Here is a 23,157-nt window from a genome sequence, read left to right on the forward strand (position 1 = left end):
TTGTTGATCCGGTCGAGGACGACGTACGTCAAGAACCCACGGTTCGAGGCGCAAGAATCCACGGTTCGCGATGAGGAGTCGCACGTTCCTGTTTCGCTCCTCGACCAAGGTTAGGCACTCCTAACGAGCAGGCGTATTCTGCGTCCGTGCTCTCCAACTACCTGATCGGCTTGCGCGAAGGCCTCGAGGCGGCCCTCGTGGTCAGCATCCTGGTCGCGTACCTCGTCAAGTCCGGCCGGACGAACCTGCTGCCCCGCATCTGGGCCGGTGTCGGCATCGCCGTCCTGATCTCGCTCTGCTTCGGCGCCCTGCTGACCTACGGCCCCCGCGGGCTGACCTTCGAGGCGCAGGAGTTCATCGGCGGCACCCTCTCGATCATCGCGGTCGGCTTCGTGACGTGGATGGTCTTCTGGATGGCCCGTGCCGCCCGCGGGCTCGGCGGCGAGCTGCGGGGCCAGATCGACGAGGCCGCCGAGGGCAGTCGTTGGGGCCTGGTCATCGTGGCGATGTTCGCGGTCGGTCGCGAAGGCCTGGAGACGGCGCTCTTCATCTGGGCGGCCACCCAGGCCGGCACCCGTGAAGAGGTCGGCTCGGTGACCCCCACCTGGGAGCCGTTGCTCGGTGCCGCGCTGGGAATCCTCACCGCGATCGTCCTCGGCTACCTCATCTACCGCGGTGCGATCAGCATCAACCTGAGCAAGTTCTTCACCTGGACCGGTGCGTTCCTGATCGTCGTCGCCGCCGGCGTACTCGCCTATGGCGTGCACGACCTGCAGGAGGCGCGCTTCCTGCCGGGACTGCACGACCTGCTCTTCGACGTCTCCGACACGATCGACCCGGCCGGCTGGCTCGGCACGCTGATCAAGGGCGTCTTCAACATCTCGATGGCCACCACCAAGCTCGAGGGTGCGGTGTGGGTGCTCTACCTGGTCCCGGTGATGACCCTCTTCCTCCGCGGTGCCCGCCGGCGTACCGCCCCCAAGGACGCCGCCACGGTGGCAGCGTCCTGAGCACCACCCCACTCCACAGAAGGACGACGATGCGCAACAGAAGACTGGCCGTTCTGGTCCCCCTGCTCGTGGCCGCACCGCTGGTGGCCTCGTGCACGGAGAACACGGAGCCCGACGAGGGCAACCCGCGTTCCATCCAGGTGGTCTCCACCGAGGACGGCTGCGACGTCTCGAAGGTCGAGGCGCCCGCGGGGACGCTGACCTTCGACGTCACCAACGCCGGCAAGCAGGTCACCGAGTTCTACCTGCTCGCCGAAGACGGCCTGCGCATCATCGGTGAGGTCGAGAACATCGGGGAGAACCTCGACAGCCGCCTCACCGTGCAGGTGCCCGAGGGGAAGTACGTCACCGCCTGCAAGCCGGGCATGAAGGGCGACGGCATCCGCTCCGACTTCGCGGTCACCGCCTCCGAGGAGAAGGTCGAGGTCACCGAGGACGAGCAGGCGCTGGTCGACACGGCCAACGCCAACTACCTCGCCTACGTGCAGGACCAGACCGACCAGTTGCTCACCAAGACCACCCAGTTCGTCAACCTCTACAAGGCGGGCAAGGACGACGAGGCGCGGGCCCTGTACGCCGACGCGCGCGTGCACTGGGAGCGCATCGAGCCGGTGGCCGAGTCGTTCGGTGACCTCGACCCGAAGATGGACCTCCGCGAGGCCGACGTGGCCGAGGGTGACGACTTCACCGGCTGGCACCGGATCGAGAAGGACCTCTGGCCGGCCCGGGCCGAGGGCTACAAGGCCATGACGCCCAAGCAGCGCGCGTTCTACGCCGACGACCTGCTCAAGAACACCAAGACGCTGGACACGAAGGTCGACGGCGATCTCAGCTTCACGATCGACGGCATCGCCAACGGTGCCACCGGTCTCCTCGAAGAGGTGGCCGAGGGCAAGGTCACCGGCGAGGAGGAGTTCTGGTCGCGCACCGACCTGTGGGACTTCCAGGCCAACGTCGACGGCGCACGCGTCGCCTTCGAGGGCGTCAAGCCGCTGCTCGAGACCAAGGACGCCGCCCTCTCGAAGACGCTGACCGACCGGTTCGCCGCGTTGCAGAAGCTCCTCGACGCGCAGAGGACCGACTCCGGTTTCACCTACTACAACGAGCTCACGCAGCCCGAGATCAAGGCGCTCAAGGTCGCAGTCGAGGCCCTTGCCGAGCCCCTCTCGAAGCTGACGGGCACGATCCTGTCCCGGTCATGAAGCAGCCCATCGTCTCTCGGCGCACCCTCTTCACGGGGGGTGCGGCAGTCGTGGGTGTGGCCGGCGGCCTCGCCGCGGCCCAGGCCCTCGAGACCGACACCAGCCAGACCGCCGGACCGCACGCCTACGCCCTGCGTGGCGCCCACCAGCCGGGCATCACCACGCCTGCCCAGGACCGCCTGCACTTCGCCGCGTTCGACGTCGTCACCGACGACCGCGACGCACTCATCGCGCTGCTGACCGCCTGGACCGAGGCGGCCGAGCGCATGATGGCCGGCGGCTCGGCCGGACCCGTCGGTCCGACGGAGGGCGACACCGACCTGCCGCCCGACGACACCGGCGAGGCGATCGGGTTGCCGCCCTCGAAGCTCACCCTCACGTTCGGGTTCGGGCCCACCCTCTTCCGCGACGCCAAGGGCAAGGACCGCTTCGGCATCGCCGACCAGCAGCCCGCGTCACTCGAGCCGCTGCCGCACTTCCCGGCCGACGCCCTCGACCCCGAGCGCTCCGGGGGCGACCTCTGCGTCCAGGCCTGCGCGGACGACCCGCAGGTCGCCGTGCACGCGATCCGCAATCTCGCGCGCATCGGGTTCGGCACGGTCTCGGTGCGCTGGTCGCAGCTCGGCTTCGGCCGTACGTCGAGCACCTCGACGTCGCAGGAGACGCCGCGCAACCTGTTCGGTTTCAAGGACGGCACCGCCAACGTGAAGGCAGAGGAGGCCAAGGCGCTCGACGAGCACATCTGGGTCTCCGACACCGACGACGCGAAGTCGGGTTGGCTGGCCGGCGGTTCCTACCTCGTCGCGCGCAGGATCAACATGCGCATCGAGACCTGGGACCGGCAGTCGCTGGGCGACCAGCAGATGTTCATCGGCCGCACCAAGGAGTCCGGCGCGCCACTCTCGGGTGGCGAGGAGTTCAGCGACCCCGACTTCAAGATGCCCGGCCGCGGCGGCCCGATCATCCCGGTCGACGCCCACGTCCGCGTCGTGCACCCCGAGCAGAACGACGGGGTCCGGATGCTGCGCCGCGGCTACAACTTCGTCGACGGCAGCGATGCGCTCGGTGGCCTGAACGCGGGGCTGTTCTTCATCGCCTACGTGCGTGACCCGGCCACCCAGTTCATCCCGATGCAGACCCGGATGGCGCAGAGTGACGCACTGATGGAGTACCTCAAGTTCACCGGCTCGGCCCTGTTCGCCGTACCCCCGGGAGCCGGCAAGGGCGAGTACGTCGGCCAGGCGCTGTTCGCCTGACCGACGTACGACGCGTGGAGGTCAGTCCTCGACGAAGTACCAGGTGCCGTCCTTCTTGACGACGTCGGTCTTCTCGCTGTCGTTCTCGGTCTTGCCGTTGTAGGTGAAGCTGGTCTTCATCATCACGGTGCCCTTGTCGCCGTTCACGGTGATGGCGCCGGGGGAGAACGTGAAGGCGTTGTCGCCGCTGCCCAGCTGGGCCATCGAGGTCCGGCAGCTCTTGATGTCCTCGGCCTTGGGGTCCACGAAGTAGTCGCCCATGTTCGCGCACTGCGCGGAGTCGCCGGCGAAGATCGCCTGCAACCACGTGTCGACGTCGTGGACCAGCTGGCGGATCTGCTCCTCGTCGGAACCGGTCGGCGGCGTGCGCACCACGGGTGTGCCGGAGGTCTGCGGGCCGGTCGGGCTCGGGTCCGTGGACGGGTCCTCGGTCGACTCGGTGCTCGGGTCGTCCGTCGGCTCGTCGGTGGGGTCCTCGGTCGACTCGGTGCTCGGGTCATCGGTCGGCTCGTCGGTGGGGTCCTCGGTCGACTGGCTCGACGTGTCGTCACCGGCCACGTCGTCCTTGTCGTCGTCGCCCTGGGTCAGGAAGAAGACCAACGCGGCCACGCCTGCGGCGATCAGCAGGGCGCCGATCACACCGGCGGCGACCAGGCCACGCCTGCGCGGCGGCTTCCCGCCCGGCGCCGGCGTCCCGGGCTGTACGCCGTACGCCGGCGGGCCGGGGGGATAGGCGTTGCCCGGGGGCACCGCGCCGTACGCCGGGGGCGCGGCCTGCCCCAGGGGGAGGCCGCAGCGGCCGCAGGCCGTGAGGCCCGGGGCCAGGGGAGTGCCGCAGCGGGGGCAGACCGGAGAGTTCATGGCCGGATCCTTCCCCAGCTCGAGCCGGCTCAATCAGGGGAGATGGCCGAGCGGCCGGACCCCGGCGAGGGTCCGACCACCAGCCACCTGGAGGCGCAGGGTCACTTCACCTCGGACTTGCGGATCAGGAACAGTCCGACGACCAGCGGGATGATCAGCCAGATCGTGGTGGTGACCGCGAGGTGTGCCCAGTCCTCACCGCTCGGGTCGCCGTTGAACAGCGCGCCCTGCGCGTAGGCGAAGTCGACCCACGGCCACAGGTCGCGGAACCACTCCTGCAGGTTGCCCAGCGTCATGAACAGCGTCGGCAGCAGGGCGTTGTAGACGAAGTAGCCCACGATGGCGCCGGCGGAGTTGCGGATCAGCACGCCGAGCATCGAGCCGATCAGCATGCCGAGCACGTTGGCCAGCACGATCAGGGAGAGCTCATAGGCGCTCACGTTCCACGTCGTGTCCACGCCGGCGATCGCCGTACCGACGATGTTGCCGACCGCGCCGATGGCCATCGCCAGGAACATCGAGACCACGCCGATGCCGACCGCGACGAGGAGCTTGGCGTTGATCACCAGACTGCGGTTGGGCAGCAGGGTGAACGTGGTCAGGCCGGTGCGCTGGCTCCACTCACTCGTGACCGAGAGGAGGCCGATGATCGGCAGGATGATCGCGATGGGGAAGCCGATGGCCGTCGCGAAGGCCTCGTAGTCGAGCTCGGACTCGGGGGCGAAGATGATCGTCGCGGCGGTGGCGAGGACGGCCGCGATGCCGATACTGGCCATCAGCCAGAAGCCGGAACGCGTGTCGAACATCTTGATCAGCTCGACGCGCATGATGCGGGACAGGGGGATGGGCGCGTGCTTGGCCGGACGGGTGCCCGAGGCGACGGGGGCCTCCTGGGTCAGCGTGGTCATGCTGCTGCTCCTTCACGTTGGGTCTCGGCGGTGAGCTCGAGGAACATCTCTTCGAGGCCCGCGTTGTCGGAGGACCGCAGCTCGGTGAGCGCGATCCGGGCGTTGAGCGCGATCTGGCCGACCTGGTCGGCGGGCGCGTCCGTGCGCAGTGCGCCGTCGTTCGACTGGGTGACCACGATCCCCGCGTTGCGCAGGGCCTGGGCCAGCTCGGCTGCGGCGGTGGTGCGCACGGTGGTGCCCGCGGCGTGCAGCAGCTCGGCCTTCGTCCCCTCGGCGACGATGCGGCCGTTGCCGATCATCACGAGGTCGTCGGCGATCACCTCGATCTCGTGCAGGAGGTGGCTGGAGAGCAGCACCGTGCCGCCTTGGTTGGCGTACCCCCGCAGCAGGTCGCGCATCCAGCGGATGCCGGCCGGGTCGAGTCCGTTGGCCGGCTCGTCGAGGATCAGCACCTCAGGGTCGCCGATCAGGGCGGTCGCGATGCCGAGGCGCTGGCGCATGCCGAGCGAGTAGTTCTTCACCCGGCGCTCCGACTCGCTCTCGGTCAGGCTGACCAGGGAGAGCATCTCGTCGACCCTTGCCTTCGGCAGGCCCATGGTGCGCTGGGCGATGGCCAGGATCTCCCGACCGGTGCGGCCGGCGTGCTGGGCCGAGGCGTCGAGGAGTACGCCGACCTGCCGGCCCGGGTTGGGCAGTTCGGCGAACGGCTGGCCCTGGATGGTGGCGGTGCCCGAGGTGGCCTCGGTCAATCCGACCATCACGCGCATGGTGGTGGACTTGCCGGCGCCGTTGGGCCCGAGGAACCCCGTGACGCGGCCGGGTCGGGCGACGAAGGAGACGTCGTCGACGGCGGTGAATCCGCGGTACCGCTTGGTGAGTGAGTCAACAGTGATCATGGCCAGAAGCCTCGCGGTGAACGGGCCTCGCCCGCATCGGGGAAGCCGGGCGCTTCATCCCCCACTCGACCCTGACTCGACCCTGAGGCCCGCCTCACGCCGGGTCCGGGAATCCCCGGCTCGGCGGGTGCGTTGACCCGGCATGCGAATTGATGTGTGGTCCGACGTCGTGTGTCCGTGGTGCTACATCGGCAAGCGTCGACTCGAGACGGCGTTGCAGGGCTTCGAGCATGCCGACCAGGTCGAGGTCGTCTGGCACTCCTACGAGCTGGACCCGGCCGCGCCGCCGGTGCCGGTCGAGCGCACGGTCGACGTCCTGGCCCGCAAGTACGGCGGCGGCGTCGAGAACGCACAGCGGATGATGGACCAGGTCGAGGCCGTCGCGGCGGAGGAGGGGCTGCTCTACCGCCTCTCGCAGACCCAGCGGGTCAACACCGTCGACGCGCACCGGCTGCTCCACCTGGCGCTGCACGACGCGGGCGCCGTCGTACAGGGGGAGCTGAAGGAGGCCCTGCTCGCCGCCAACTTCGTCGAGGTGCGCAACGTCGCCGACCACGCCACCCTCACCGAGATCGCGGTCGGCGTCGGCCTGGACGCCGCGCGAGTGGCCACCGTGCTGTCCGGCGACGAGTTCCGCGACGAGGTCCACGCCGACGTCGCGCAGGCCGGGGCGTTCGGCGCGACCGGGGTGCCGTTCTTCGTGGTGGACGAGAAGTACGGCATCTCGGGCGCACAGCCCGCCGAGGTCTTCAGCCAGGCACTGACCCGCGCCTGGAGCAACTCCCACCCGTCACTGCAGATGGTCGCCGGCGCAGCCGATCAGGCCTGTGGGCCCGACGGCTGCGCCATCTGACGCTGGTCGGTCAGTTCGACGGCGACTCGGACGGCACGTCGTAGTCGTAGGTGGAGTAGTCGCTCGGCGACTCGGTCGGGTCGTCGTAGTCGTAGTCCTCGGTCGAGTAGTCGCTCGGCGCGTCGCTCGAGTCGCCGTCCGACGAGCCCGAGCTGGCGTCGAAGTCGAGCTTCCAGTCGCCGTCGACCTTGCGCAGGTGCAGGTCCTCGGTCCTGGTCTCGGGGTCGCTGTCGCCGAAGCTGCTGGTCGTCTCGACCGTGGCCACGGCGGTGTCTCCGTCGATCTCCGCGCTCTTGTACTTGATCTCGTAGGAGAAGTCGCCGGAGTCGCTGGAGGCGCTGTCGTCGACGGAGTCGCGGCACTCCTGCAGGTCGTCGTCGCTGATCTCCTCGGTGACCAGGTCGCGGTAGGAGTCGCACGCCGAGGCGTCGCCTGACGCGAGCTTCTGCGTGGCGTCGTTGTAGTCGGTGATGACGTTCTCGATCTGTTCCTCGTCGCTGAGGTTGTCGTCGTCACCGCCGCCATCTCCTCCGCCGAGGGTGAGCACCAGCGCGGTGATCCCGCCGCCGACGACGAGCACGGCCGCGGCGAGCAGGATCCAGAGCTTGCCCTTGCCGGACCCGGACCCGCCCTGAGGCTGGCCGGGGGCCGCTCCCCACTGCTGCTGGCCGAAGCCTTGCTGCTGCTGCCATGCCTGCTGCGGCACGGTGCCGTAACCGGGCTGCTGCGCCCCACCCTGCGGTGCGCCGGCCTGCGGTGCGCCGTACGGCGGGGTGGGCACGCCGGGCTGTGGTGCGCCGGCCTGTGGTGCGCTGGCCTGTGGTGCGCCGGGCTGTGGTGCGCCCGGCTGTGGTGCGCCGTACGACGGCGGGGGAGTGGAAGCCTGTTGCGGCGGCTGCGGGCTCTGCGCCGGACGGCCGGCGATACGCGTCGGCGCCTCGTCGCTGGGCACCTCAGGAGCCGCGGCCTGGGCCGGGAAGACCGCCCCACAGGCGGAGCAGCGGGGGGCCGCGTCGTTCTCGCGGCGGGTGCCGCACTGCTGGCAGAAGGCTTGACTCATGGTCGAAGTCTCCCACCCGGGCTGCGTCGACAAACAAACCGACCGGCACTTCGAGAAACAGTCCACGAACCCGATTGCATGATTATGCACAACTCCGTATACAGTTGGGTCATGTCCAAGGTTCTCACTTCCCTTCCCGTCGGCGAGCGCGTCGGCATCGCCTTCTCCGGTGGCCTCGACACCTCCGTCGCGGTCGCGTGGATGCGCGACAAGGGCGCCGTGCCCTGCACCTACACCGCCGACATCGGGCAGTACGACGAGCCCGACATCTCCGGCGTGCCGGGACGCGCACTGGCCTACGGCGCCGAGATCGCCCGCGCGGTCGACTGCAAGGCGGCCCTGGTCGACGAGGGCCTGGCCGCCCTGGCCTGCGGCGCCTTCCACATCCGATCCGGTTCGCGGATCTACTTCAACACCACGCCCCTGGGCCGCGCGGTGACCGGCACGATGCTGGTCCGCGCGATGCACGAGGACGGCGTCGACATCTGGGGCGACGGCTCGACCTTCAAGGGCAACGACATCGAGCGGTTCTACCGCTACGGCCTGCTGGCCAACCCCGACCTGCGCATCTACAAGCCGTGGCTCGACGCCGAGTTCGTCCACGAGCTCGGCGGCCGGCACGAGATGAGCGCCTGGCTCACCGAGCGCAACCTGCCCTACCGCGACTCCCAGGAGAAGGCCTACTCCACCGACGCCAACATCTGGGGCGCCACCCACGAGGCCAAGACCCTCGAGCACCTCGACGTCTCGCTCGAGACCGTCGAACCGATCATGGGCGTGAAGTTCTGGGACCCGTCGGTGGCCATCGAGACCGAGGACGTCACGATCGGCTTCGAGCAGGGTCGCCCGGTCTCCATCAACGGCACGCGGTACGACGACGCGGTGGCCCTGGTGCACGAGGCGAACTCGATCGGTGGCCGCCACGGCCTCGGCATGTCCGACCAGATCGAGAACCGCATCATCGAGGCCAAGTCGCGCGGCATCTACGAGGCCCCGGCCATGGCGCTGCTCTTCATCGCCTACGAGCGGCTGGTCAACGCGATCCACAACGAGGACACCGTCGCGCAGTACCACAACGAGGGCCGCAAGCTCGGCCGGCTGCTCTACGAGGGCCGCTGGCTCGACCCGCAGGCGCTGATGATCCGCGAGTCGATCCAGCGCTGGATCGCGTCACTGGTCACCGGCGAGGTCACCCTGCGGCTGCGTCGCGGCGAGGACTACACGGTCCTGGCCACCTCGGGCAGCAACTTCTCCTACCACCCCGACAAGCTGTCGATGGAGCGCACCGAGAACGCCGCGTTCGGCCCCCTCGACCGCATCGGCCAGCTGACGATGCGCAACCTCGACATCGCCGACTCGCGCTCCAAGCTCGAGATGTACGCCGGGCAGCCGCTCGACCAGGGCCAGGTGCTCGTCGAGAACGGCACCCTGTTCGGTGAGCTCCCGGCCGGTGGCGCCGACCGCATCGCCGACCGCGGTGAGTCGATCAGCGACGAGGACGAGGCTCTCGACCGCGCCGCCATGGAGTTCGGCACCGACTGAACCCACTCCTGCTGCAAACAGTGGAGGTTCTCCGGCGTCTGGCGCCGGAGAACCTCCTTCTTCTTCTGGGTGAGTGCGTCTGGCGGCGCCTCCATTGCGCTCCCATCCACAGGCGGCCGAGCGAGCCGTTGCTGCGGTCCGATGTGCGATTCAGGTTCATCGGATGGAATCCACTGCTGCCCTCGCCTCGCTCCTGCGTCTGCAGGACGGTGTCATCTCTCGTCGACAGATCCTCGAGCTCGGCGGCACGGACAATGACATCGAGCGATGGTGCCGTCGAGCGAGGCTGGCACGCGTTCATGAGGGTGTCTACGTCGAGCACACCGGACCGTTGACCCGCGAGCAACGGTGGTGGTCCGCGGTTCTCTGCCACGAACCGGCCGCACTGACCGGTCTCTCGGCGCTACGTGCGCACCGGATCCGTGGCCCCTGGCTCGGTCGAGAGGAGAAGGTGGTCCAACTCCTCGTGAGCCGCACCAGGCGACTCCATCCCGCGCCGGGCGTCGAACTGCACCGCAGCCAGCACTTCGACCAGATCGCGCAGCTCCATCTGTCGCCACCGCGGGTCGCGGTCGAACACGCGGCACTGGGCGCGGCCTCCAGTGCCCGAGACGATGCTGCGGCGGTGGCAGTGCTCGCCGATCTGTGCCAGCAGCGCCGTACCACGGTGGGGCGGTTGCTCGAGGCGATCGAGTTGCGACCACGCCTGCCTCGTCGTCGACTCCTGGTCGAGATCCTCGTCGACATCGACGCCGGAGCCTTCTCGGTTCTCGAGCGCCGCTACCTCTCCGACGTCGAGCGCAAGCACGGTCTTCCTCGGGGGCATCGCCAGCGCCGCGTCGATCGAGACCGTCCGATCAGTCGTGCACCTGCGGGGCCCGGAGGAGTGATCTTCCGGGACGTCGAGTACTCGGCTCACCTGCTGTTGGTCGAGCTCGACGGACGACTCGGCCACGAGTGGTCCGAGGATCGATGGCTCGATCTGGATCGCGACATCGGAGCGGCGATCAGCAATCGGCTGACGATACGTCCGGGGTGGAGGCAGGTGCTCGAGCCGTGCCGGCTCGCGGCGGCGGTCGCGCTGATCCTGCGCGCCCGGGGCTGGGCAGGTTGGCCGGTCGCGTGTGGTCCGGACTGCACGATACGAACGTGGCTCAGCATAGGAGATTCTCCGGCGCGTGGCGCCGGAGAATCTCCACTGTCGAGGCGAACCGCCTGAGTCGGCCGCTGATCAGTTCAGCGGGCACCCCAACTCGTTCGCGGCCGCCAGCTCGTCCTTCACGGCCAGCATCGCGGCCGGGTCCCCGCTCGCGATGGCCGCGTTCACGGTCCCCACGATGTTGTACGGGTCCGTGAAGCGGCGGTACGGGTACCCGAGGTCCTCGGTGGCCGCGTTCAGCCAGGCCGCGGCCGCGTGCCGCATCAGGTTGCGCTCGGCGCCGGCCGCTCCGGCTCCGCCCTTGTAGTTCAGGGCGTCGAGCAGTGAGTCGCCCACCAGAGCCGCGGTCGTGTGGAACTTGACCTGGTTCGAGTTGAGCAAGGTCGTGCTGGCGATCGGCTGCCCCGGCCCCTCCGACCAGCTGTCGGTGTGGTTCTTCCAGTAGCCCGGCGTACAGCCTTCGTCGCCGATCCGCTCGGCCTGCGCCGGCATCGCGGCAAACACGACGCCGACCAGGCCCATGACCAGACCCAACACCCATGTTCTCTTCATGTCCCCGACTTCCGTTCAGTGTGGTCCCCTGTCCGAAAATCTAGGCACCCGGAAACGCTCGTGTGGCGACGTTGGCCCGACTTACCCAATACGGGGTACGTCGTGCAGTGAGATCCGGCGGTGGACGTCGATCTCGTCGAGGAACGCCTCGTCGTGGCTCACCACGAGCAGGGCACCCCGGTAGCCGCCCAACGCCGAGACGAGCGCGTCGTACGAACTGAAGTCGAGGTTGTTCGTCGGCTCGTCGAGCAGCAGCAGCTGCGGCGCCGGGTCGGCCAGCAGTACCGCGGCCAGGGTCGCCCGGAAGCGCTCGCCACCGGACAGCGTGCCGGCCACCTGGTCACCCTTGGAGCCGCGGAAGAGGAAGCGGGCCAGGCGGGCACGCACCTCGTTCGGGTCCGAGGCCGGTGCCCGCGCGGCCACGTTCTCGAAGACCGTGAGCGAGTCGTCGAGGGTGTCGAGGCGCTGGTCGAGCAGGCCGAACGGCACCTTCACCTGCATGTCACCCTCCGGGGCCAGGGACCCGATGATCGTGTGCAGGAGCGTGGTCTTGCCGCTCCCGTTGGCACCGGTCACCGCGATCCGTTCCGGCCCGCGGAGGTCGAGGTCGACCCGCGCACCGGTGCGCAGGTGCAGGTCGAGCCGGAGCACCTCGCGACCGCGTGGCACCTCGGTCTCCGGCAGGTCGATCCGGATCTCCCGGTCGTCGCGCACCCGCGACTCGGCGTCGTCGAGGCGCTCCCGCGCGGACTCGAGCCGGTCCTCGTGGAGCTGGCGGTACTTGCCGGCGGAGACCTGGGCGGAGCGCTTGCGCAGCTTCATCACCGCCCGCGGTTCCCGCTTGTTGGCATACATCTTGTCGGCGTAGCGCTTGCGCCCGGAGAGGATCCGCTGGGTCTCGACGAGGTCGTTCTTCTGCTTGCGGAGGTCCTCCCGCGCGGTCGTGGCTGCCTGTGCGGCTGCGGCCTGCTCGGCCTCCACCTGCTCGGCGTACGACGAGTAGCCGCCGCCGTACCACGTGACGGAGTTGTCGTGGAGGTCTCCGACCCGGTCGACCAGCTCGAGCAGCTCGCGGTCGTGGCTGACCACGACCAGGGTGCCGCGCCACGACTCGACCACCGCGTGGAGCCGTTCGCGGGCGCGGGCGTCGAGGTTGTTGGTGGGCTCGTCGAGCAGCAGGATGTCGGGGCGCTGCAGGAGCAGGCGGGTCAGCCCGAGCTGGACGGTCTCGCCGCCGGACAGCTGGCCGAGGCGGCGGTCGAGGATGTCCGCAGGCAGGCCGACCCGGGCCAGCTCGGCGCCGGCGCGTTCCTCGATGTCCCAGGCGTCGCCGACGGTCTCGTAGTCGGACTCGTCGACGGAGCCGGCCTCGATGGAGCGGATCGCGTCACGGATCCGGCGTACGCCGAGGTGGTCGTCGACGCGTTCCTTGGAGCGCAGGGTGAGGTCCTGGCGCAGCCAGCCGACCCGGCCCTCGGCGCGGATGCTGCCGCCGGTCGGGGTGAGGTCGCCCGCGGCGAGTCGGAGCAGGGTGGACTTGCCGGAGCCGTTGGCGCCGACCAGCCCCGAGCGTCCGGACGGGACGAGCAGGTTCAGGTCGTCGATCACCGGTGACCCGTCGGGCCAGGCGAAGGAGACGTGGGAGAAGCGAAGCGGAGATGACAAGAGCGAGCCTCGGAATCGGGGCAGGGAACCACCCGTCGACGACGGGCTTCACGGGCGCTCTCAGAACTTCACGCGGATCAGTATGCCAAGGTCGGGTGCGTCGTACAAACGAATTTCGAGGCCGCTCCTGTGCGGTGCCGTGGACGGTTTGCCCGTGTCGCGACGCGTGTGGAGCGACGGTGACCCCGCGTTGCTTCCGGGAGGGGGCGGTCTCGATGCGGACGGACTCGGCCATCCGTGGGAGGTCGGGTAGCATTGCCGGTCCGGGCACAGCGTCGTGCACGACCTCCTGAACGGCCGCAACTTGGCCGTCGGACGAGTCCCGCAAATCCGCGACACAAATCGAGGAATCCGCTGTGAGCAAGCCCGTCGTTCTCATCGCCGAAGAGCTGAGCCCCGCCACCGTCGAGGCGCTCGGCCCCGACTTCGAGATCCGCCACTGCAACGGTGCCGACCGCGCCGAGCTGCTGCCGGCCATCGCCGACGTCGACGCGATCCTGGTCCGCTCGGCCACCAAGGTCGACGCCGAGGCCCTGGCCGCCGCCAAGAAGCTGAAGGTCGTCGCCCGCGCGGGCGTCGGTCTCGACAACGTAGACGTCAAGGCCTCCACCCAGGCCGGCGTCATGGTCGTCAACGCGCCGACGTCCAACATCGTCTCCGCCGCCGAGCTGGCCGTCGGCCTGATGCTCGCCGCCGCGCGCAACATCAGCCCCGGCCACGCGGGCCTGCGCAACGGCGAGTGGAAGCGCAGCAAGTACACCGGCATCGAGCTCTACGAGAAGACCGTCGGCATCGTCGGCCTCGGCCGCATCGGCGTGCTCGTCGCCCAGCGCCTGAGCGCGTTCGGCATGAAGGTCATCGCCTACGACCCCTATGTGCAGGCCGGCCGGGCCGCGCAGATGGGCGTCCGCCTGGTCGACCTCGACACCCTGCTCGCCGAGTCCGACTTCATGAGCGTGCACCTCCCCAAGACCCCCGAGACCGTGGGCCTGATCGGCGCCGAGCAGCTGGCCAAGGCCAAGTCCAACCTGGTGCTGGTCAACGCCGCCCGCGGTGGCATCGTCGACGAGGCCGCGCTGTACGACGCCCTCAAGACCGGGCGCATCGCGGCTGCCGGTCTCGACGTGTTCGCCAAGGAGCCGTGCACCGACAGCCCGCTGTTCGAGCTCGAGACCGTCGTCGCCACCCCGCACCTGGGTGCCTCGACCGACGAGGCGCAGGAGAAGGCCGGCATCGCCGTCGCCAAGTCCGTGCGCCTCGCGCTCTCCGGTGAGCTCGTCCCCGACGCGGTCAACGTCCAGGGCGGCGTCATCGCCGAGGACGTGCGTCCCGGCATCCCGCTCACCGAGAAGCTCGGCCGCGTCTTCACCGCGCTGGCCGGCGAGGTCGCGCAGTCGATCGACGTCGAGGTCCGTGGCGAGATCACCGAGTACGACGTCAAGGTGCTCGAGCTGGCCGCCCTCAAGGGTGTCTTCACCGACATCATCGAGGACCAGGTCTCCTACGTGAACGCACCGCTGCTCGCGGCCGAGCGCGGCACCGCCGTACGCCTGGTCACCGAGGCGGAGAGCCCCGACCACCGCAACCTGATCACGATCCGCGGCACGCTGGCCGACGGCTCGCAGGTCTCGGTCTCGGGCACCCTGGTCGGCCTCGCGCAGAAGGAGCGCCTCGTCGAGGTCAACGGCTTCGACGTCGACATCGAGCCCACCGACCACCTGGCCTTCTTCTCCTACGAAGACCGCCCGGGCATGGTCGGCACCGTCGGCGGCATCCTCGGCACGGCCGAGGTCAACATCGCCGGCATGCAGGTGGCCCGCGACGGCAAGGGCGGCCAGGCGCTGGTCGCGCTCTCGGTCGACTCCGCGATCCCGGCCGACACCCTCGCCGAGATCGAGCAGGCGATGACCGCGCAGACCGTGCGCGCCGTCGACCTGTCCTGACCTCTTGAACACAGCGGCGTCCTGGTGCGAGTGTGGCACCAGGACGCTGTTGTGATTTTCCTGCACTCTCGGACGAAACGCTGTGGAGGAGCCATGCGCCGTACGACTCGGGTCGTGACGTTGTTGGCGATGCTGGTCATGGTCGTCGGACTTTTGCTCACCCCCGCCACGGGACCGGTCGCCGTCGCCGCCGAAGCCGCCCCCACGCTCAAGGTCTCCGCGCGCAACCTCGGCACGGTCTACCTCACTGGTCGTACGGCGCACCGCGCGGACCGCGTGGTCCTGCAGAGGCGAGCGGGCACGCGATGGGTGCGGGTGCGCTCGCTCACGAGTCGGCGGCACGCGTTCCGCACGGTCGTCTGGAAGAGCTCCCGCAAGACCGGGTACCGGGTGGTCGACGCCTCGAGCCGTCGACGGTCCGCGACCCGCTACGTGCCGCGGCTGCTGGTCACCCGCGATGCCTGCGGCGTGCGGCCGCTCAAGGCCGACGGCACTCCATGGCGCTGCACGTTCCGCGACGACTTCAGCGGTACGGCGCTCGACACCACCAAGTGGGTTCCGCAGACCGACGGCTTCATCACCGGCGACCCGCCCGGGGCGGCAGCCTGTTACCGCGGCGACAACGTGAGCGTGGGCAACGGCTCGCTGCGTCTCGTCGCCCGACCGGCCACCCTGGCCGAGTGCCCGGGGCTCGAAGGCATCTTCAAGATCTTCACGTCGGGCATGGTCTCGACCTACCACAAGTGGTCGCAGCGCTATGGCCGGTTCGAGGCTCGCGTCTTCACCGCGGCCACCGAGGCGCCGGGCCTGCACGAGGCCTACTGGCTGTGGCCCGACGATCGCGAGGTCGAACTGAACTGGCCGACGACCGGCGAGATCGACGTCTCCGAGACCTACTCGGTCTACCCGGACCTCTCGATCCCGTTCCTGCACTACCGCAACGACGTCAACGGCTCCGTCACCAGTGGTGCGCACACGAACACGGCGTACGACTGTGTCGCGCACCGTGGCCGGTGGAACACCTACCGCCTGGAGTGGTCGGCCACCCGGATCCGGATCTACGTCAACGACAGGCTGTGCCTGACCAACACCTCCGGCGACCCGGCGTTCCGCCAGAAGTACATCGTCATGTTCACCCAGGCGCTGGGCTCCGGGACGAACGGCTACGACCCGCTGGATCCGCCGCCCCTGCCCGCGACCATGCGCGTCGACTACGCCAGGGTCTGGCGCTAGGCCACCATCACCCGTTCGGCAGTCTTGCGGGCGTCGCCGGAGTCGCCGCTTCGCCAGGCCTGGGCGATGCGGGCCACGGCCTCCTCGAGCTCGTCGGCGGGGCGGGTCCACGGGATCCGGAAGAACCGTTCGTAGCCACCCGTCGGTGAGAAGACCGGACCGGGCGCGACCACGACGCCACGCGCCTCGGCCTCGGCGGCCACCTGTGAGGCACGCGGTGACGGCAGCTCGCACCACATGGCCAGGCCGCCGGCGGGAACCCGGAAGGTCCACTCGGGCAGCTGCTCGGCAAGGGCGGAGGCGAGGGCGTCACGCTGCTCCCGCAGCCGGGTTCGCTGCGCGGCCAGCACGCTGCCGTCATCGCGCAGCAGGGTGGCCGCGACGAGCTGCTCGACCACGGGCACACCGAGGTCGAGCGCCAGGCGCGCCTCGGTGAGGGCGTCGAGCCGGGCACGGGGAGCCCGCAACCAGCCGACGCGCAGGCCGCCCCACAGCATCTTGCTGGCGCTGCCCAGCGTGATCGCCTCACCGCCGGCCGCCTCGACGTGCGCGGCCATCGGCAGGGGCATCTCCTGGCCTTCGAGCGAGAGCGCCTGGTGTGCCTCGTCGATGATCGCCAACGTGCGCGAGGCGGCCAGCTGGGCGGCGTACTCCTCGCGCTGCGCGTCGAGCATGAGGTGGCCGGTCGGGTTCTGGAAGTCGGGGATGAGGTACGCCGCACGCGGTGCGCTCTGCCGGATCGTCGCGCCGATGCCGGCGAGGTCCCAGCCGTCGGCATCGACGCCGGCGCCCACCAGCCGGGTGGAGCGCATGGTCAGCGCCCGGGTGGCGTTCGGGTAGACCGGCACCTCGGCCATGATCCGGTCCCCGGGGTCGGTGCAGGCCAGGGCCACGACACCGGTCGCGGCCAGCGCGCCGGGCGTGACCATGATCTGCTCGGGATCGGTCGGCAGCCCGCGCGCGTCGTACAGCGCGGCGATCGCCTCGCGCAGCTCGGGCAGCCCGACGGGGTAGTAGCCGTGGCCGGAGAGATACGCGGGCAGCTCGGCGACGGCGCGTTCGTAGGCCGCGGCGATGCCCGGCGGGGCGGGGGCTGCGGCACAGTTGAGGTCGATCAGGTCCTCGCCGTCGACGCGCGGGGTGAGCACCCGGTCGGGCGCCCGCGTCGGTCCGCCCGGCACACAGGTGAACGTGCCGGCGCCGCGTCTCGCCTCGGCGTAGCCGCGCCCGCGCAGCTCGGCGTACGCCCGGGTGACGGTGGTGCGGCTGACGGCGAGCGCGTCGGTGAGCTCGCGCTCGCTGGGCAGGCGGGTGCCGTGGGCGATCCGACCGTCGGCGACCAGGCTGCGCAGTGCTTCGGCGAGGCCGGCGTACGCCGGGGAGCGGTCGAAGTCGGCGACGAGAGTGGCCACGGTGTGGGCCGATATGACGCGTGACATACAGGCCACTATTCCACGATTGGCTATTTGTTCAAGGGCCAATCGAGACCAGAATGGTGGGCATGTCCCTCAGCACCACGTTTCCCCGACGCCAGCTCTCCGACCTCGGCCCGCTCGAACAACTCCGCGCCGGTCGCCTCGCGCGACGCCTGCCGCAGCTGATGATCGGACTCGTGCTGTACGGCGTCTCGCTGGCGATGATGGTGCGCGGGGCACTCGGTCTGGCCCCGTGGGACGTGTTCCACTCGGGCTTCATCCAGCACGTGCCGATCACCCTCGGCCAGGCCGTCGTGCTGTTCAGCTTCGTGGTGCTGCTGCTGTGGATCCCGCTGCGCGAGGTTCCCGGACTCGGCACGATCGCCAACGCCTTCGTGGTCGGCTTCTCCGCCGACGCCACGCTGGCCGTGCTCGCCGAGCCCGACGGTTGGGCGCCGCGGATCGCCCTGCTGGTCGTCGGTGTCGTCGGCAACGGGCTGGCCACCGCCCTCTACATGGGGGCGCAGTTCGGCCGGGGTCCCCGCGACGGGCTGATGACCGGCCTGGCCCGGCGTACCGGCCGCTCGCTCCGGCTCGTGCGCACCGGACTCGAGGTCGCCGTCGTCGTCCTGGGCCTGCTCCTCGGCGGTGCTCTCGGCGTGGGCACGGTGCTCTACGCGCTGGCCATCGGGCCGCTGGCCCAGGCGATGCTGCCGTGGTTCACCGTCGAGCTACCCGACACGCCCTAGTCTTCTCCCATGCGCGTTCTCGTCTCCGGCGGTGCCGGCTACATCGGCTCCCACACTGTCCTCTCCCTGATCGAAGCCGGCCACGACGTGCTCGTGGTCGACGACTTCTCCAACAGCAAGCCCAGCGTGGTCGGCCGCATCGAGTCGCTCTCGGGCGCCCACGTGCCGGTGCACGCGTTCGACCTGACCGACGTCGACAAGACCGAGCGGCTGTTCGCCAACGAGAAGATCGACGCGGTGATCCACTTCGCCGGCTTCAAGGCGGTGGGGGAGAGCGTCGGCAAGCCGTTGGAGTACTACGCCAACAACCTCGGCTCGACCTTCGCGCTCGCCAACGCGATGCGCCGCCACGACGTCCACCGTCTGGTGTTCTCGTCCTCCGCGACCGTGTACGGCGACCACGCGCCGGTGCCCTACCACGAGGACTACCAGCCGCTCTCCGCCGCGAGCCCCTACGGCCGCACCAAGGTGATGCAGGAGCAGGTGCTCTCCGACGTGGCCACCGCCGGCGGTCTGAAGGTCGCGCTGCTGCGCTACTTCAACCCGGTCGGCGCGCACCGCTCGGGCACGATGGGCGAGGACCCGCAGGGCGTGCCCAACAACCTGATGCCGTTCATCGCGCAGGTGGCGGTCGGTCGACGCGACAAGCTGTCCATCTTCGGCGACGACTACCCGACCGCCGACGGCACCTGCGAGCGCGACTACATCCACGTCGAGGACCTCGCCGCCGGCCACGTGGCGGCGCTCGAGCACCTCGACGCGATGGTCGAGCCGGTCCGCGCGTTCAACCTCGGTGGCGGCACCGGCACCAGCGTGTTCGAGCTGTTCCACGCGTTCGAGCGTGCGGTCGGCCGCGAGCTCCCGCACGAGGTGGTCGGTCGACGTGCCGGCGACCTGCCGGCCTACTGGGCCGACACGGCTCGCGCGGCCGACGAGCTCGGCTGGCGGGCCACCCGGACCATCGACGACATGTGCGCCGACACCTGGCGCTGGCAGTCGGGCAACCCGCAGGGCTACCCGGAGGCCTGAGCCTGCCTCCAGTCTGAGCCGTGACCCGCGGACCGCGACCCGCGGACCGCGACCCGCGGACCGCGACCCGCGGACCGCGACCGGCGGCGCGGGCCCTGGCCAGCGGGAGGCGAACCGCGACCCGCGGCCGACGAGGGGTGTTGCGTGGGCACTGGTGTCGGGCCGTTGCCTTGCCCCGAGCTGATCATCTCGCTCCGAAGGCGTGGGGAACTGCGGCAATTCGTGCTGGCACGTCACACATGCGGCGGGCGAGCGCCGGCGTGAGCGCCAACTGCCGCACTTTCCGACGCGTCCATCGAGTCGCGCCGTTGCGCTGATGCGCGACCTGTCGTGCGGCACGGCCGGCGCGCAGCCTGTCGGTGAGCGCACGCGCGTGGAGCCGGGTTGCTCCTACCGGCGGGTGGCGATGATCGCCGACGCGTCGGAGGCGATCATCACCTCGACCGCGGTGAAGCGATCGTCGGTGAGCCACTGCTCGCGCAGGGTGTCGACGCGTCCGCCGGTGATCGGCGGCCACAGCTCGCAGGGCACGAAGTCGTCGAGCACGACGATGCCGCCCGGCTCGACCAGCTCGGCGATCGAGTCGACGCCGACCGCGGACGGCGTACCGGAGTCGAGGAACAGCAGCGAGAACGGTCCCTGGTCGCGCAGGGTCGACCAGTCGGCGGCCAGCACCTCCACGGAGTCGTCGTCGACGAAGATCTCCGCGGCGGCATCGGCCAGCTTGGCGTCGAGCTCGGCCGTCACGATGCGTACGTCGCCGCGCACGCCCGAGCGCAGCCATGCGGTGCCCACGCCGCAGCCGGTGCCGAACTCGGCCAAGGTGCCGGTGCGGGTGGCGGCCAGGGTGGCCAGGAGTCGTCCGGTCTCGTTGCGGCAGAACGACACGTAGCCCGACTTGCGGGACACGTCGAACGCACGGGACACGATGGAAGGAAGGTCGGGCGGGGCGCTCATGGCGTCGAGTCTTTCATCCTGGGAAAGTCGTCTCGCATCGTGAGCGGATCCGGGAAGTCGGATGCGCACTCACGCGAGGCGTCGTACGGTTTCTCCATCATGCGGAGCGTTCTCGTACTCATTCACTGCCGCGGCGAGGCCTGACAGAAGGCCACCTCGCCGTGGCGAGTGGTGTTTGTACGACGGGCCTTCTTCCACCTGAAGACGCCCCGCGGCGGATCGCCAGAAGTTTCAGCGTGATCCGCAATCTCTCTGGTCCTGATGGACCGTGTCGGTGCCCGTGCGATCCACGGCCCGGCATCCGTCTCCCCGTCGCGGGGCGTGGCTTCGTTGCACCACCCACGCCCGATCAACCGATGCGACACCGAACGGAGAGACCCATGTACGACATGTACCCCGAGTGGGGACCTGCCAGCCACAACCCCGAGAACCCGCGCAGCATGGAGGCCGTCCAGGCCGCTCTTGACCTGCGAGACAACGGCGGCCCGCGCCCCGACGACAACTAGATTCATCGTCATGACCACGACTCCTCCCCAGACCGTCCGCCTCGCCGTCATCCCTGGCGACGGCATCGGCCCCGAAGTCACCGCCGAAGCACTCAAGGTGCTCGAGGTGGCTGCCCCCGTGAAGTTCGAGCAGACCCGCTACGACCTGGGCGCCGAGCGCTACCTCGCCACCGGTGAGGTCCTTCCGGAGAGCACGCTGGAGGAGATCCGCGGCCACGACGCGATCCTGCTCGGCGCCGTCGGCGGCAAGCCGAACGACCCGAACCTGCCCCCCGGCATCCTCGAGCGCGGCCTGCTGCTCAAGCTGCGCTTCGAGCTCGACCACTACGTGAACCTGCGTCCCTCGCGGATCTTCCCCGGCGTCACCTCGCCGCTGGCCGAGCCGGGCGAGGTCGACTTCGTGGTCGTGCGTGAGGGCACCGAGGGTCCCTACACCGGCAACGGAGGCGCGCTGCGGGTCGGCACACCGGCCGAGGTCGCCACCGAGGTCTCGGTCAACACCGCCTTCGGTGTGGAGCGCGTGATCCGCGACGCCTTCGCCCGGGCCGAGCGCCGCCCCCGCAAGAAGCTCACCCTGGTCCACAAGACCAACGTGCTGGTCAACGCCGGCTCCGTGTGGTGGCGCCTCTTCGAGTCCGTGGCCGCCGAGCACCCCGACGTCACGACCGACTACATGCACATCGACGCGGCGATGATCTTCATGACCACCGACCCGTCCCGCTTCGACGTGATCGTCACCGACAACCTCTTCGGCGACATCATCACCGACCTGGCCGCCGCCATGACCGGTGGCATCGGGCTGGCCGCCTCCGGCAACGTGAACCCGGACCGCACCGCCCCCTCCATGTTCGAACCCGTGCACGGCTCTGCCCCCGACATCGCGGGCCAGCAGAAGGCCGACCCGACCGCGGCGATCCTCTCGGTCTCCCTCATGCTCGACCACCTGGGCTTCGACGACGCTGCCCGGTCCATCGAGTCCGCCGTCCTCGCGGACCTGTCCGAGCGCACGGCCGGCGTTGCCCGCCGTACGTCCGAGATCGGCGACGCGATCGCCGCGCGAGTAGCCGGCTGACACGTACTTCGCCAGCCTCTGGCGCCGGGTACGTCGCTTCGACGTGCCCGGCGTCGCTCATTTCACAGAAGGTCAGATAGTTTGATGTCCATGGAGATCAGCACCACCCTGAGCGACAAGATCGTCGACGACGCCCGCCTCGCCGAGATCCTCGCGGCCCCCGGCTTCGGCACGTTCTTCACCGACCACATGTTCACCGTCGAGTGGACCCCCGACGAGGGCTGGCACGCGGCCCGCGTCACGCCGTACGGCCCGTTGACGATGGACCCGGCGACCGCCGTCCTGCACTACGCGCAGGAGACCTTCGAGGGCATGAAGGCCTACCGCCAGCCCGACGGTTCGATCGCCACGTTCCGTCCCGAGGCCAACGCGCAGCGCATGGTGCGCTCGTCCGGACGCCTGGCCTTCCCCGAGCTGCCGGTCGACGACTTCGTGCAGGCCGTCGACGCCCTGGTGAAGGTCGACGAGCGGTGGGTGCCCGAGGCGGCGGGGGAGAAGAGCCTCTACCTGCGCCCGTTCATGATCGCCACCGAGGTGTTCCTCGGCGTGCGTCCCAGCCAGCACGTCACCTTCATGGTGATCGCCTCGCCGGCCGGGTCCTACTTCAAGGGCGGCATCAAGCCGGTCAGCCTGTGGCTCACCGAGGAGTACACCCGCGCCGGCCGCGGTGGCATGGGTGCCGCCAAGACCGGTGGCAACTACGCCAGCTCGCTGGTCGCCCAGCAGGAGGCCAGCGGCCACGGCTGCGACCAGGTCGTCTTCCTCGACGCCCAGGAGGGGAAGTACGTCGAGGAGCTCGGCGGCATGAACATGTACTTCGTCTTCGACGACGGACGCATCGTCACCCCCGAGACCGGCACCATCCTCGAGGGCATCACCCGCTCCAGCGTGATCGAGCTGGCCGAGCAGCTCGGCCACAAGGTCGAGGAGCGCAAGTTCTCCATCGACGAGTGGCGCGAGGGCGTCACCAGCGGTGCGATCACCGAGATCTTCGCCTGCGGCACGGCCGCCGTGATCACCCCGGTCGGTGCCCTGAAGTGGGACGGCGGCGAGGTCCCGGCGCCGGCGTCGACCGACCTGACGATGAAGATCCGGCAGTCGCTGGTCGACATCCAGTACGGCCGCGCCGACGACTCCTTCGGCTGGATGCACCAGGTCGTCTGATCCGGCGTACGCCGTACCGAACCGGGCACTTGTGCGCCCTTGTTGACACTTCTGCACCCGCGGGCAGGGGGCGGAATCAATCGGTCTAAGCAACTCAACCCTGTTGGGTGGTGTTGTGGATGCCG

Annotated in this window: 21 protein-coding genes; 13 read left to right on the forward strand and 8 right to left on the reverse strand. The window is 69.7% G+C overall.

What is annotated here, in order from left to right; translation table 11 throughout:
* The first annotated feature begins 146 nt into the window (after positions 1 to 146).
* Genes efeU through efeB form a run of 3 tightly spaced genes read left to right on the forward strand, consistent with a single transcriptional unit; the run spans position 147 to position 3,468 of the window.
* A complete protein-coding gene (gene efeU / locus ASD66_RS22655) occupies positions 147 to 1,010 on the forward strand; it encodes an iron uptake transporter permease EfeU (RefSeq protein ID WP_056892309.1) in 864 nt (287 codons plus the stop codon).
* Positions 1,011 to 1,039: 29 nt separating this feature from the next.
* Positions 1,040 to 2,212, forward strand: a complete 1,173-nt coding sequence (gene efeO / locus ASD66_RS22660) for an iron uptake system protein EfeO (protein ID WP_056892310.1) — start codon at positions 1,040 to 1,042, stop codon at positions 2,210 to 2,212.
* Positions 2,209 to 3,468, forward strand: coding sequence for an iron uptake transporter deferrochelatase/peroxidase subunit (gene efeB / locus ASD66_RS22665; protein ID WP_056676024.1), 1,260 nt, complete (start codon positions 2,209 to 2,211; stop codon positions 3,466 to 3,468). The genes efeO and efeB overlap by 4 nt, the downstream gene beginning before the upstream one ends.
* A 21-nt stretch (positions 3,469 to 3,489) precedes the next feature.
* On the opposite strand, the gene ASD66_RS22670 is transcribed toward efeB, so the two are convergent.
* The 3 genes from ASD66_RS22670 to ASD66_RS22680 form a co-directional block, all read right to left on the reverse strand.
* On the reverse strand, positions 3,490 to 4,329 hold the full coding sequence (locus ASD66_RS22670) for a hypothetical protein (RefSeq protein ID WP_156388851.1): 840 nt from the start codon (positions 4,327 to 4,329) through the stop codon (positions 3,490 to 3,492).
* Positions 4,330 to 4,430: 101 nt separating this feature from the next.
* On the reverse strand, positions 4,431 to 5,237 hold the full coding sequence (locus ASD66_RS22675) for an ABC transporter permease (RefSeq protein ID WP_056892312.1): 807 nt from the start codon (positions 5,235 to 5,237) through the stop codon (positions 4,431 to 4,433).
* Positions 5,234 to 6,133 (reverse strand): ABC transporter ATP-binding protein, encoded by a 900-nt coding sequence (locus ASD66_RS22680; RefSeq protein ID WP_056892313.1) that lies wholly within the window; start codon positions 6,131 to 6,133, stop codon positions 5,234 to 5,236. The genes ASD66_RS22675 and ASD66_RS22680 overlap by 4 nt, the downstream gene beginning before the upstream one ends.
* A 142-nt stretch (positions 6,134 to 6,275) precedes the next feature.
* On the opposite strand from ASD66_RS22680, the gene ASD66_RS22685 reads away from it, so the two are divergent.
* Positions 6,276 to 6,986: a DsbA family oxidoreductase gene (locus tag ASD66_RS22685; protein ID WP_056892314.1), complete on the forward strand. Its 711-nt coding sequence runs from the start codon at positions 6,276 to 6,278 to the stop codon at positions 6,984 to 6,986.
* A gap of 10 nt (positions 6,987 to 6,996) precedes the next feature.
* Here the strand turns inward: ASD66_RS22685 and ASD66_RS22690 are convergent, their stop codons facing one another.
* Positions 6,997 to 8,046 (reverse strand): hypothetical protein, encoded by a 1,050-nt coding sequence (locus ASD66_RS22690; RefSeq protein ID WP_156388852.1) that lies wholly within the window; start codon positions 8,044 to 8,046, stop codon positions 6,997 to 6,999.
* A gap of 111 nt (positions 8,047 to 8,157) precedes the next feature.
* Between ASD66_RS22690 and argG the strand changes: the two genes are divergently transcribed.
* On the forward strand, positions 8,158 to 9,588 hold the full coding sequence (gene argG / locus ASD66_RS22695; protein WP_056676044.1) for an argininosuccinate synthase: 1,431 nt from the start codon (positions 8,158 to 8,160) through the stop codon (positions 9,586 to 9,588).
* 163 nt (positions 9,589 to 9,751) lie between these two features.
* A complete protein-coding gene (locus tag ASD66_RS24310) occupies positions 9,752 to 10,807 on the forward strand; it encodes a type IV toxin-antitoxin system AbiEi family antitoxin domain-containing protein (protein WP_156388853.1) in 1,056 nt (351 codons plus the stop codon).
* A gap of 12 nt (positions 10,808 to 10,819) precedes the next feature.
* Here ASD66_RS24310 and ASD66_RS22705 read toward each other — a convergent pair whose 3' ends face one another.
* Positions 10,820 to 11,299 (reverse strand): hypothetical protein, encoded by a 480-nt coding sequence (locus ASD66_RS22705; protein ID WP_156388854.1) that lies wholly within the window; start codon positions 11,297 to 11,299, stop codon positions 10,820 to 10,822.
* An 81-nt stretch (positions 11,300 to 11,380) separates the two neighbouring features.
* Positions 11,381 to 12,964: an ABC-F family ATP-binding cassette domain-containing protein gene (locus tag ASD66_RS22710; RefSeq protein WP_056892317.1), complete on the reverse strand. Its 1,584-nt coding sequence runs from the start codon at positions 12,962 to 12,964 to the stop codon at positions 11,381 to 11,383.
* A gap of 356 nt (positions 12,965 to 13,320) precedes the next feature.
* On the opposite strand from ASD66_RS22710, the gene serA reads away from it, so the two are divergent.
* Both serA and ASD66_RS22720 read left to right on the forward strand, forming a co-directional pair.
* Entirely contained in the window at positions 13,321 to 14,907 is a 1,587-nt protein-coding gene (gene serA, locus ASD66_RS22715; protein ID WP_056676058.1) for a phosphoglycerate dehydrogenase, read from the forward strand.
* Positions 14,908 to 15,000: 93 nt separating this feature from the next.
* A complete protein-coding gene (locus ASD66_RS22720) occupies positions 15,001 to 16,140 on the forward strand; it encodes a family 16 glycosylhydrolase (RefSeq protein WP_056892318.1) in 1,140 nt (379 codons plus the stop codon).
* On the opposite strand, the gene ASD66_RS22725 is transcribed toward ASD66_RS22720, so the two are convergent.
* On the reverse strand, positions 16,137 to 17,579 hold the full coding sequence (locus tag ASD66_RS22725) for a PLP-dependent aminotransferase family protein (RefSeq protein WP_056892319.1): 1,443 nt from the start codon (positions 17,577 to 17,579) through the stop codon (positions 16,137 to 16,139). The genes ASD66_RS22720 and ASD66_RS22725 overlap by 4 nt on opposite strands.
* A 62-nt stretch (positions 17,580 to 17,641) precedes the next feature.
* Here ASD66_RS22725 and ASD66_RS22730 point away from each other — a divergent pair, with 62 nt between their 5' ends.
* Both ASD66_RS22730 and galE read left to right on the forward strand, forming a co-directional pair.
* Positions 17,642 to 18,304, forward strand: coding sequence for a YczE/YyaS/YitT family protein (locus ASD66_RS22730; RefSeq protein ID WP_056679081.1), 663 nt, complete (start codon positions 17,642 to 17,644; stop codon positions 18,302 to 18,304).
* 9 nt (positions 18,305 to 18,313) lie between these two features.
* Positions 18,314 to 19,333, forward strand: a complete 1,020-nt coding sequence (gene galE, locus ASD66_RS22735; RefSeq protein ID WP_056892320.1) for a UDP-glucose 4-epimerase GalE — start codon at positions 18,314 to 18,316, stop codon at positions 19,331 to 19,333.
* A 390-nt stretch (positions 19,334 to 19,723) separates the two neighbouring features.
* Here galE and ASD66_RS22740 read toward each other — a convergent pair whose 3' ends face one another.
* Complete coding sequence (locus ASD66_RS22740; RefSeq protein ID WP_056676078.1) at positions 19,724 to 20,290, reverse strand: O-methyltransferase; 567 nt, start codon at positions 20,288 to 20,290, stop codon at positions 19,724 to 19,726.
* Positions 20,291 to 20,670: 380 nt separating this feature from the next.
* Between ASD66_RS22740 and ASD66_RS25585 the strand changes: the two genes are divergently transcribed.
* The 3 genes from ASD66_RS25585 (at position 20,671) to ASD66_RS22750 (ending at position 23,032) form a co-directional block, all read left to right on the forward strand.
* Positions 20,671 to 20,796 carry a hypothetical protein gene (locus ASD66_RS25585; protein ID WP_268788269.1) on the forward strand — a complete coding sequence of 42 codons (126 nt, stop codon included), beginning with the start codon at positions 20,671 to 20,673 and terminating at the stop codon, positions 20,794 to 20,796.
* Between the two features lie 10 nt (positions 20,797 to 20,806).
* Positions 20,807 to 21,868, forward strand: coding sequence for a 3-isopropylmalate dehydrogenase (locus ASD66_RS22745; protein WP_056892321.1), 1,062 nt, complete (start codon positions 20,807 to 20,809; stop codon positions 21,866 to 21,868).
* A gap of 90 nt (positions 21,869 to 21,958) precedes the next feature.
* Positions 21,959 to 23,032: a branched-chain amino acid aminotransferase gene (locus tag ASD66_RS22750; RefSeq protein WP_156388855.1), complete on the forward strand. Its 1,074-nt coding sequence runs from the start codon at positions 21,959 to 21,961 to the stop codon at positions 23,030 to 23,032.
* Positions 23,033 to 23,157: the final 125 nt, after the last annotated feature.

Origin of the sequence: Nocardioides sp. Root151 (assembly GCF_001427925.1) — a bacterium.
Lineage (GTDB): Bacteria > Actinomycetota > Actinomycetes > Propionibacteriales > Nocardioidaceae > Nocardioides.

What these genes read in the sequence shown, in the direction of transcription:
- ASD66_RS22745 (WP_056892321.1), top strand. Translation starts at nt 20,807, where the DNA reads ATGACCACGACTCCTCCCCAGACCGTCCGCCTCGCCGTCATCCCTGGC.
- galE (WP_056892320.1), top strand. Translation starts at nt 18,314, where the DNA reads ATGCGCGTTCTCGTCTCCGGCGGTGCCGGCTACATCGGCTCCCACACT.
- ASD66_RS24310 (WP_156388853.1), top strand. Translation starts at nt 9,752, where the DNA reads ATGGAATCCACTGCTGCCCTCGCCTCGCTCCTGCGTCTGCAGGACGGT.
- ASD66_RS22675 (WP_056892312.1), bottom strand. Translation starts at nt 5,237, where the DNA reads ATGACCACGCTGACCCAGGAGGCCCCCGTCGCCTCGGGCACCCGTCCG.
- ASD66_RS22680 (WP_056892313.1), bottom strand. Translation starts at nt 6,133, where the DNA reads ATGATCACTGTTGACTCACTCACCAAGCGGTACCGCGGATTCACCGCC.
- argG (WP_056676044.1), top strand. Translation starts at nt 8,158, where the DNA reads ATGTCCAAGGTTCTCACTTCCCTTCCCGTCGGCGAGCGCGTCGGCATC.
- ASD66_RS22730 (WP_056679081.1), top strand. Translation starts at nt 17,642, where the DNA reads ATGTCCCTCAGCACCACGTTTCCCCGACGCCAGCTCTCCGACCTCGGC.
- ASD66_RS22750 (WP_156388855.1), top strand. Translation starts at nt 21,959, where the DNA reads ATGGAGATCAGCACCACCCTGAGCGACAAGATCGTCGACGACGCCCGC.
- ASD66_RS22740 (WP_056676078.1), bottom strand. Translation starts at nt 20,290, where the DNA reads ATGAGCGCCCCGCCCGACCTTCCTTCCATCGTGTCCCGTGCGTTCGAC.
- efeO (WP_056892310.1), top strand. Translation starts at nt 1,040, where the DNA reads ATGCGCAACAGAAGACTGGCCGTTCTGGTCCCCCTGCTCGTGGCCGCA.
- ASD66_RS22685 (WP_056892314.1), top strand. Translation starts at nt 6,276, where the DNA reads ATGCGAATTGATGTGTGGTCCGACGTCGTGTGTCCGTGGTGCTACATC.
- ASD66_RS22720 (WP_056892318.1), top strand. Translation starts at nt 15,001, where the DNA reads ATGCGCCGTACGACTCGGGTCGTGACGTTGTTGGCGATGCTGGTCATG.
- ASD66_RS22725 (WP_056892319.1), bottom strand. Translation starts at nt 17,579, where the DNA reads ATGTCACGCGTCATATCGGCCCACACCGTGGCCACTCTCGTCGCCGAC.
- ASD66_RS22705 (WP_156388854.1), bottom strand. Translation starts at nt 11,299, where the DNA reads ATGAAGAGAACATGGGTGTTGGGTCTGGTCATGGGCCTGGTCGGCGTC.
- ASD66_RS22690 (WP_156388852.1), bottom strand. Translation starts at nt 8,046, where the DNA reads ATGAGTCAAGCCTTCTGCCAGCAGTGCGGCACCCGCCGCGAGAACGAC.
- ASD66_RS22670 (WP_156388851.1), bottom strand. Translation starts at nt 4,329, where the DNA reads ATGAACTCTCCGGTCTGCCCCCGCTGCGGCACTCCCCTGGCCCCGGGC.
- efeB (WP_056676024.1), top strand. Translation starts at nt 2,209, where the DNA reads ATGAAGCAGCCCATCGTCTCTCGGCGCACCCTCTTCACGGGGGGTGCG.
- ASD66_RS25585 (WP_268788269.1), top strand. Translation starts at nt 20,671, where the DNA reads ATGTACGACATGTACCCCGAGTGGGGACCTGCCAGCCACAACCCCGAG.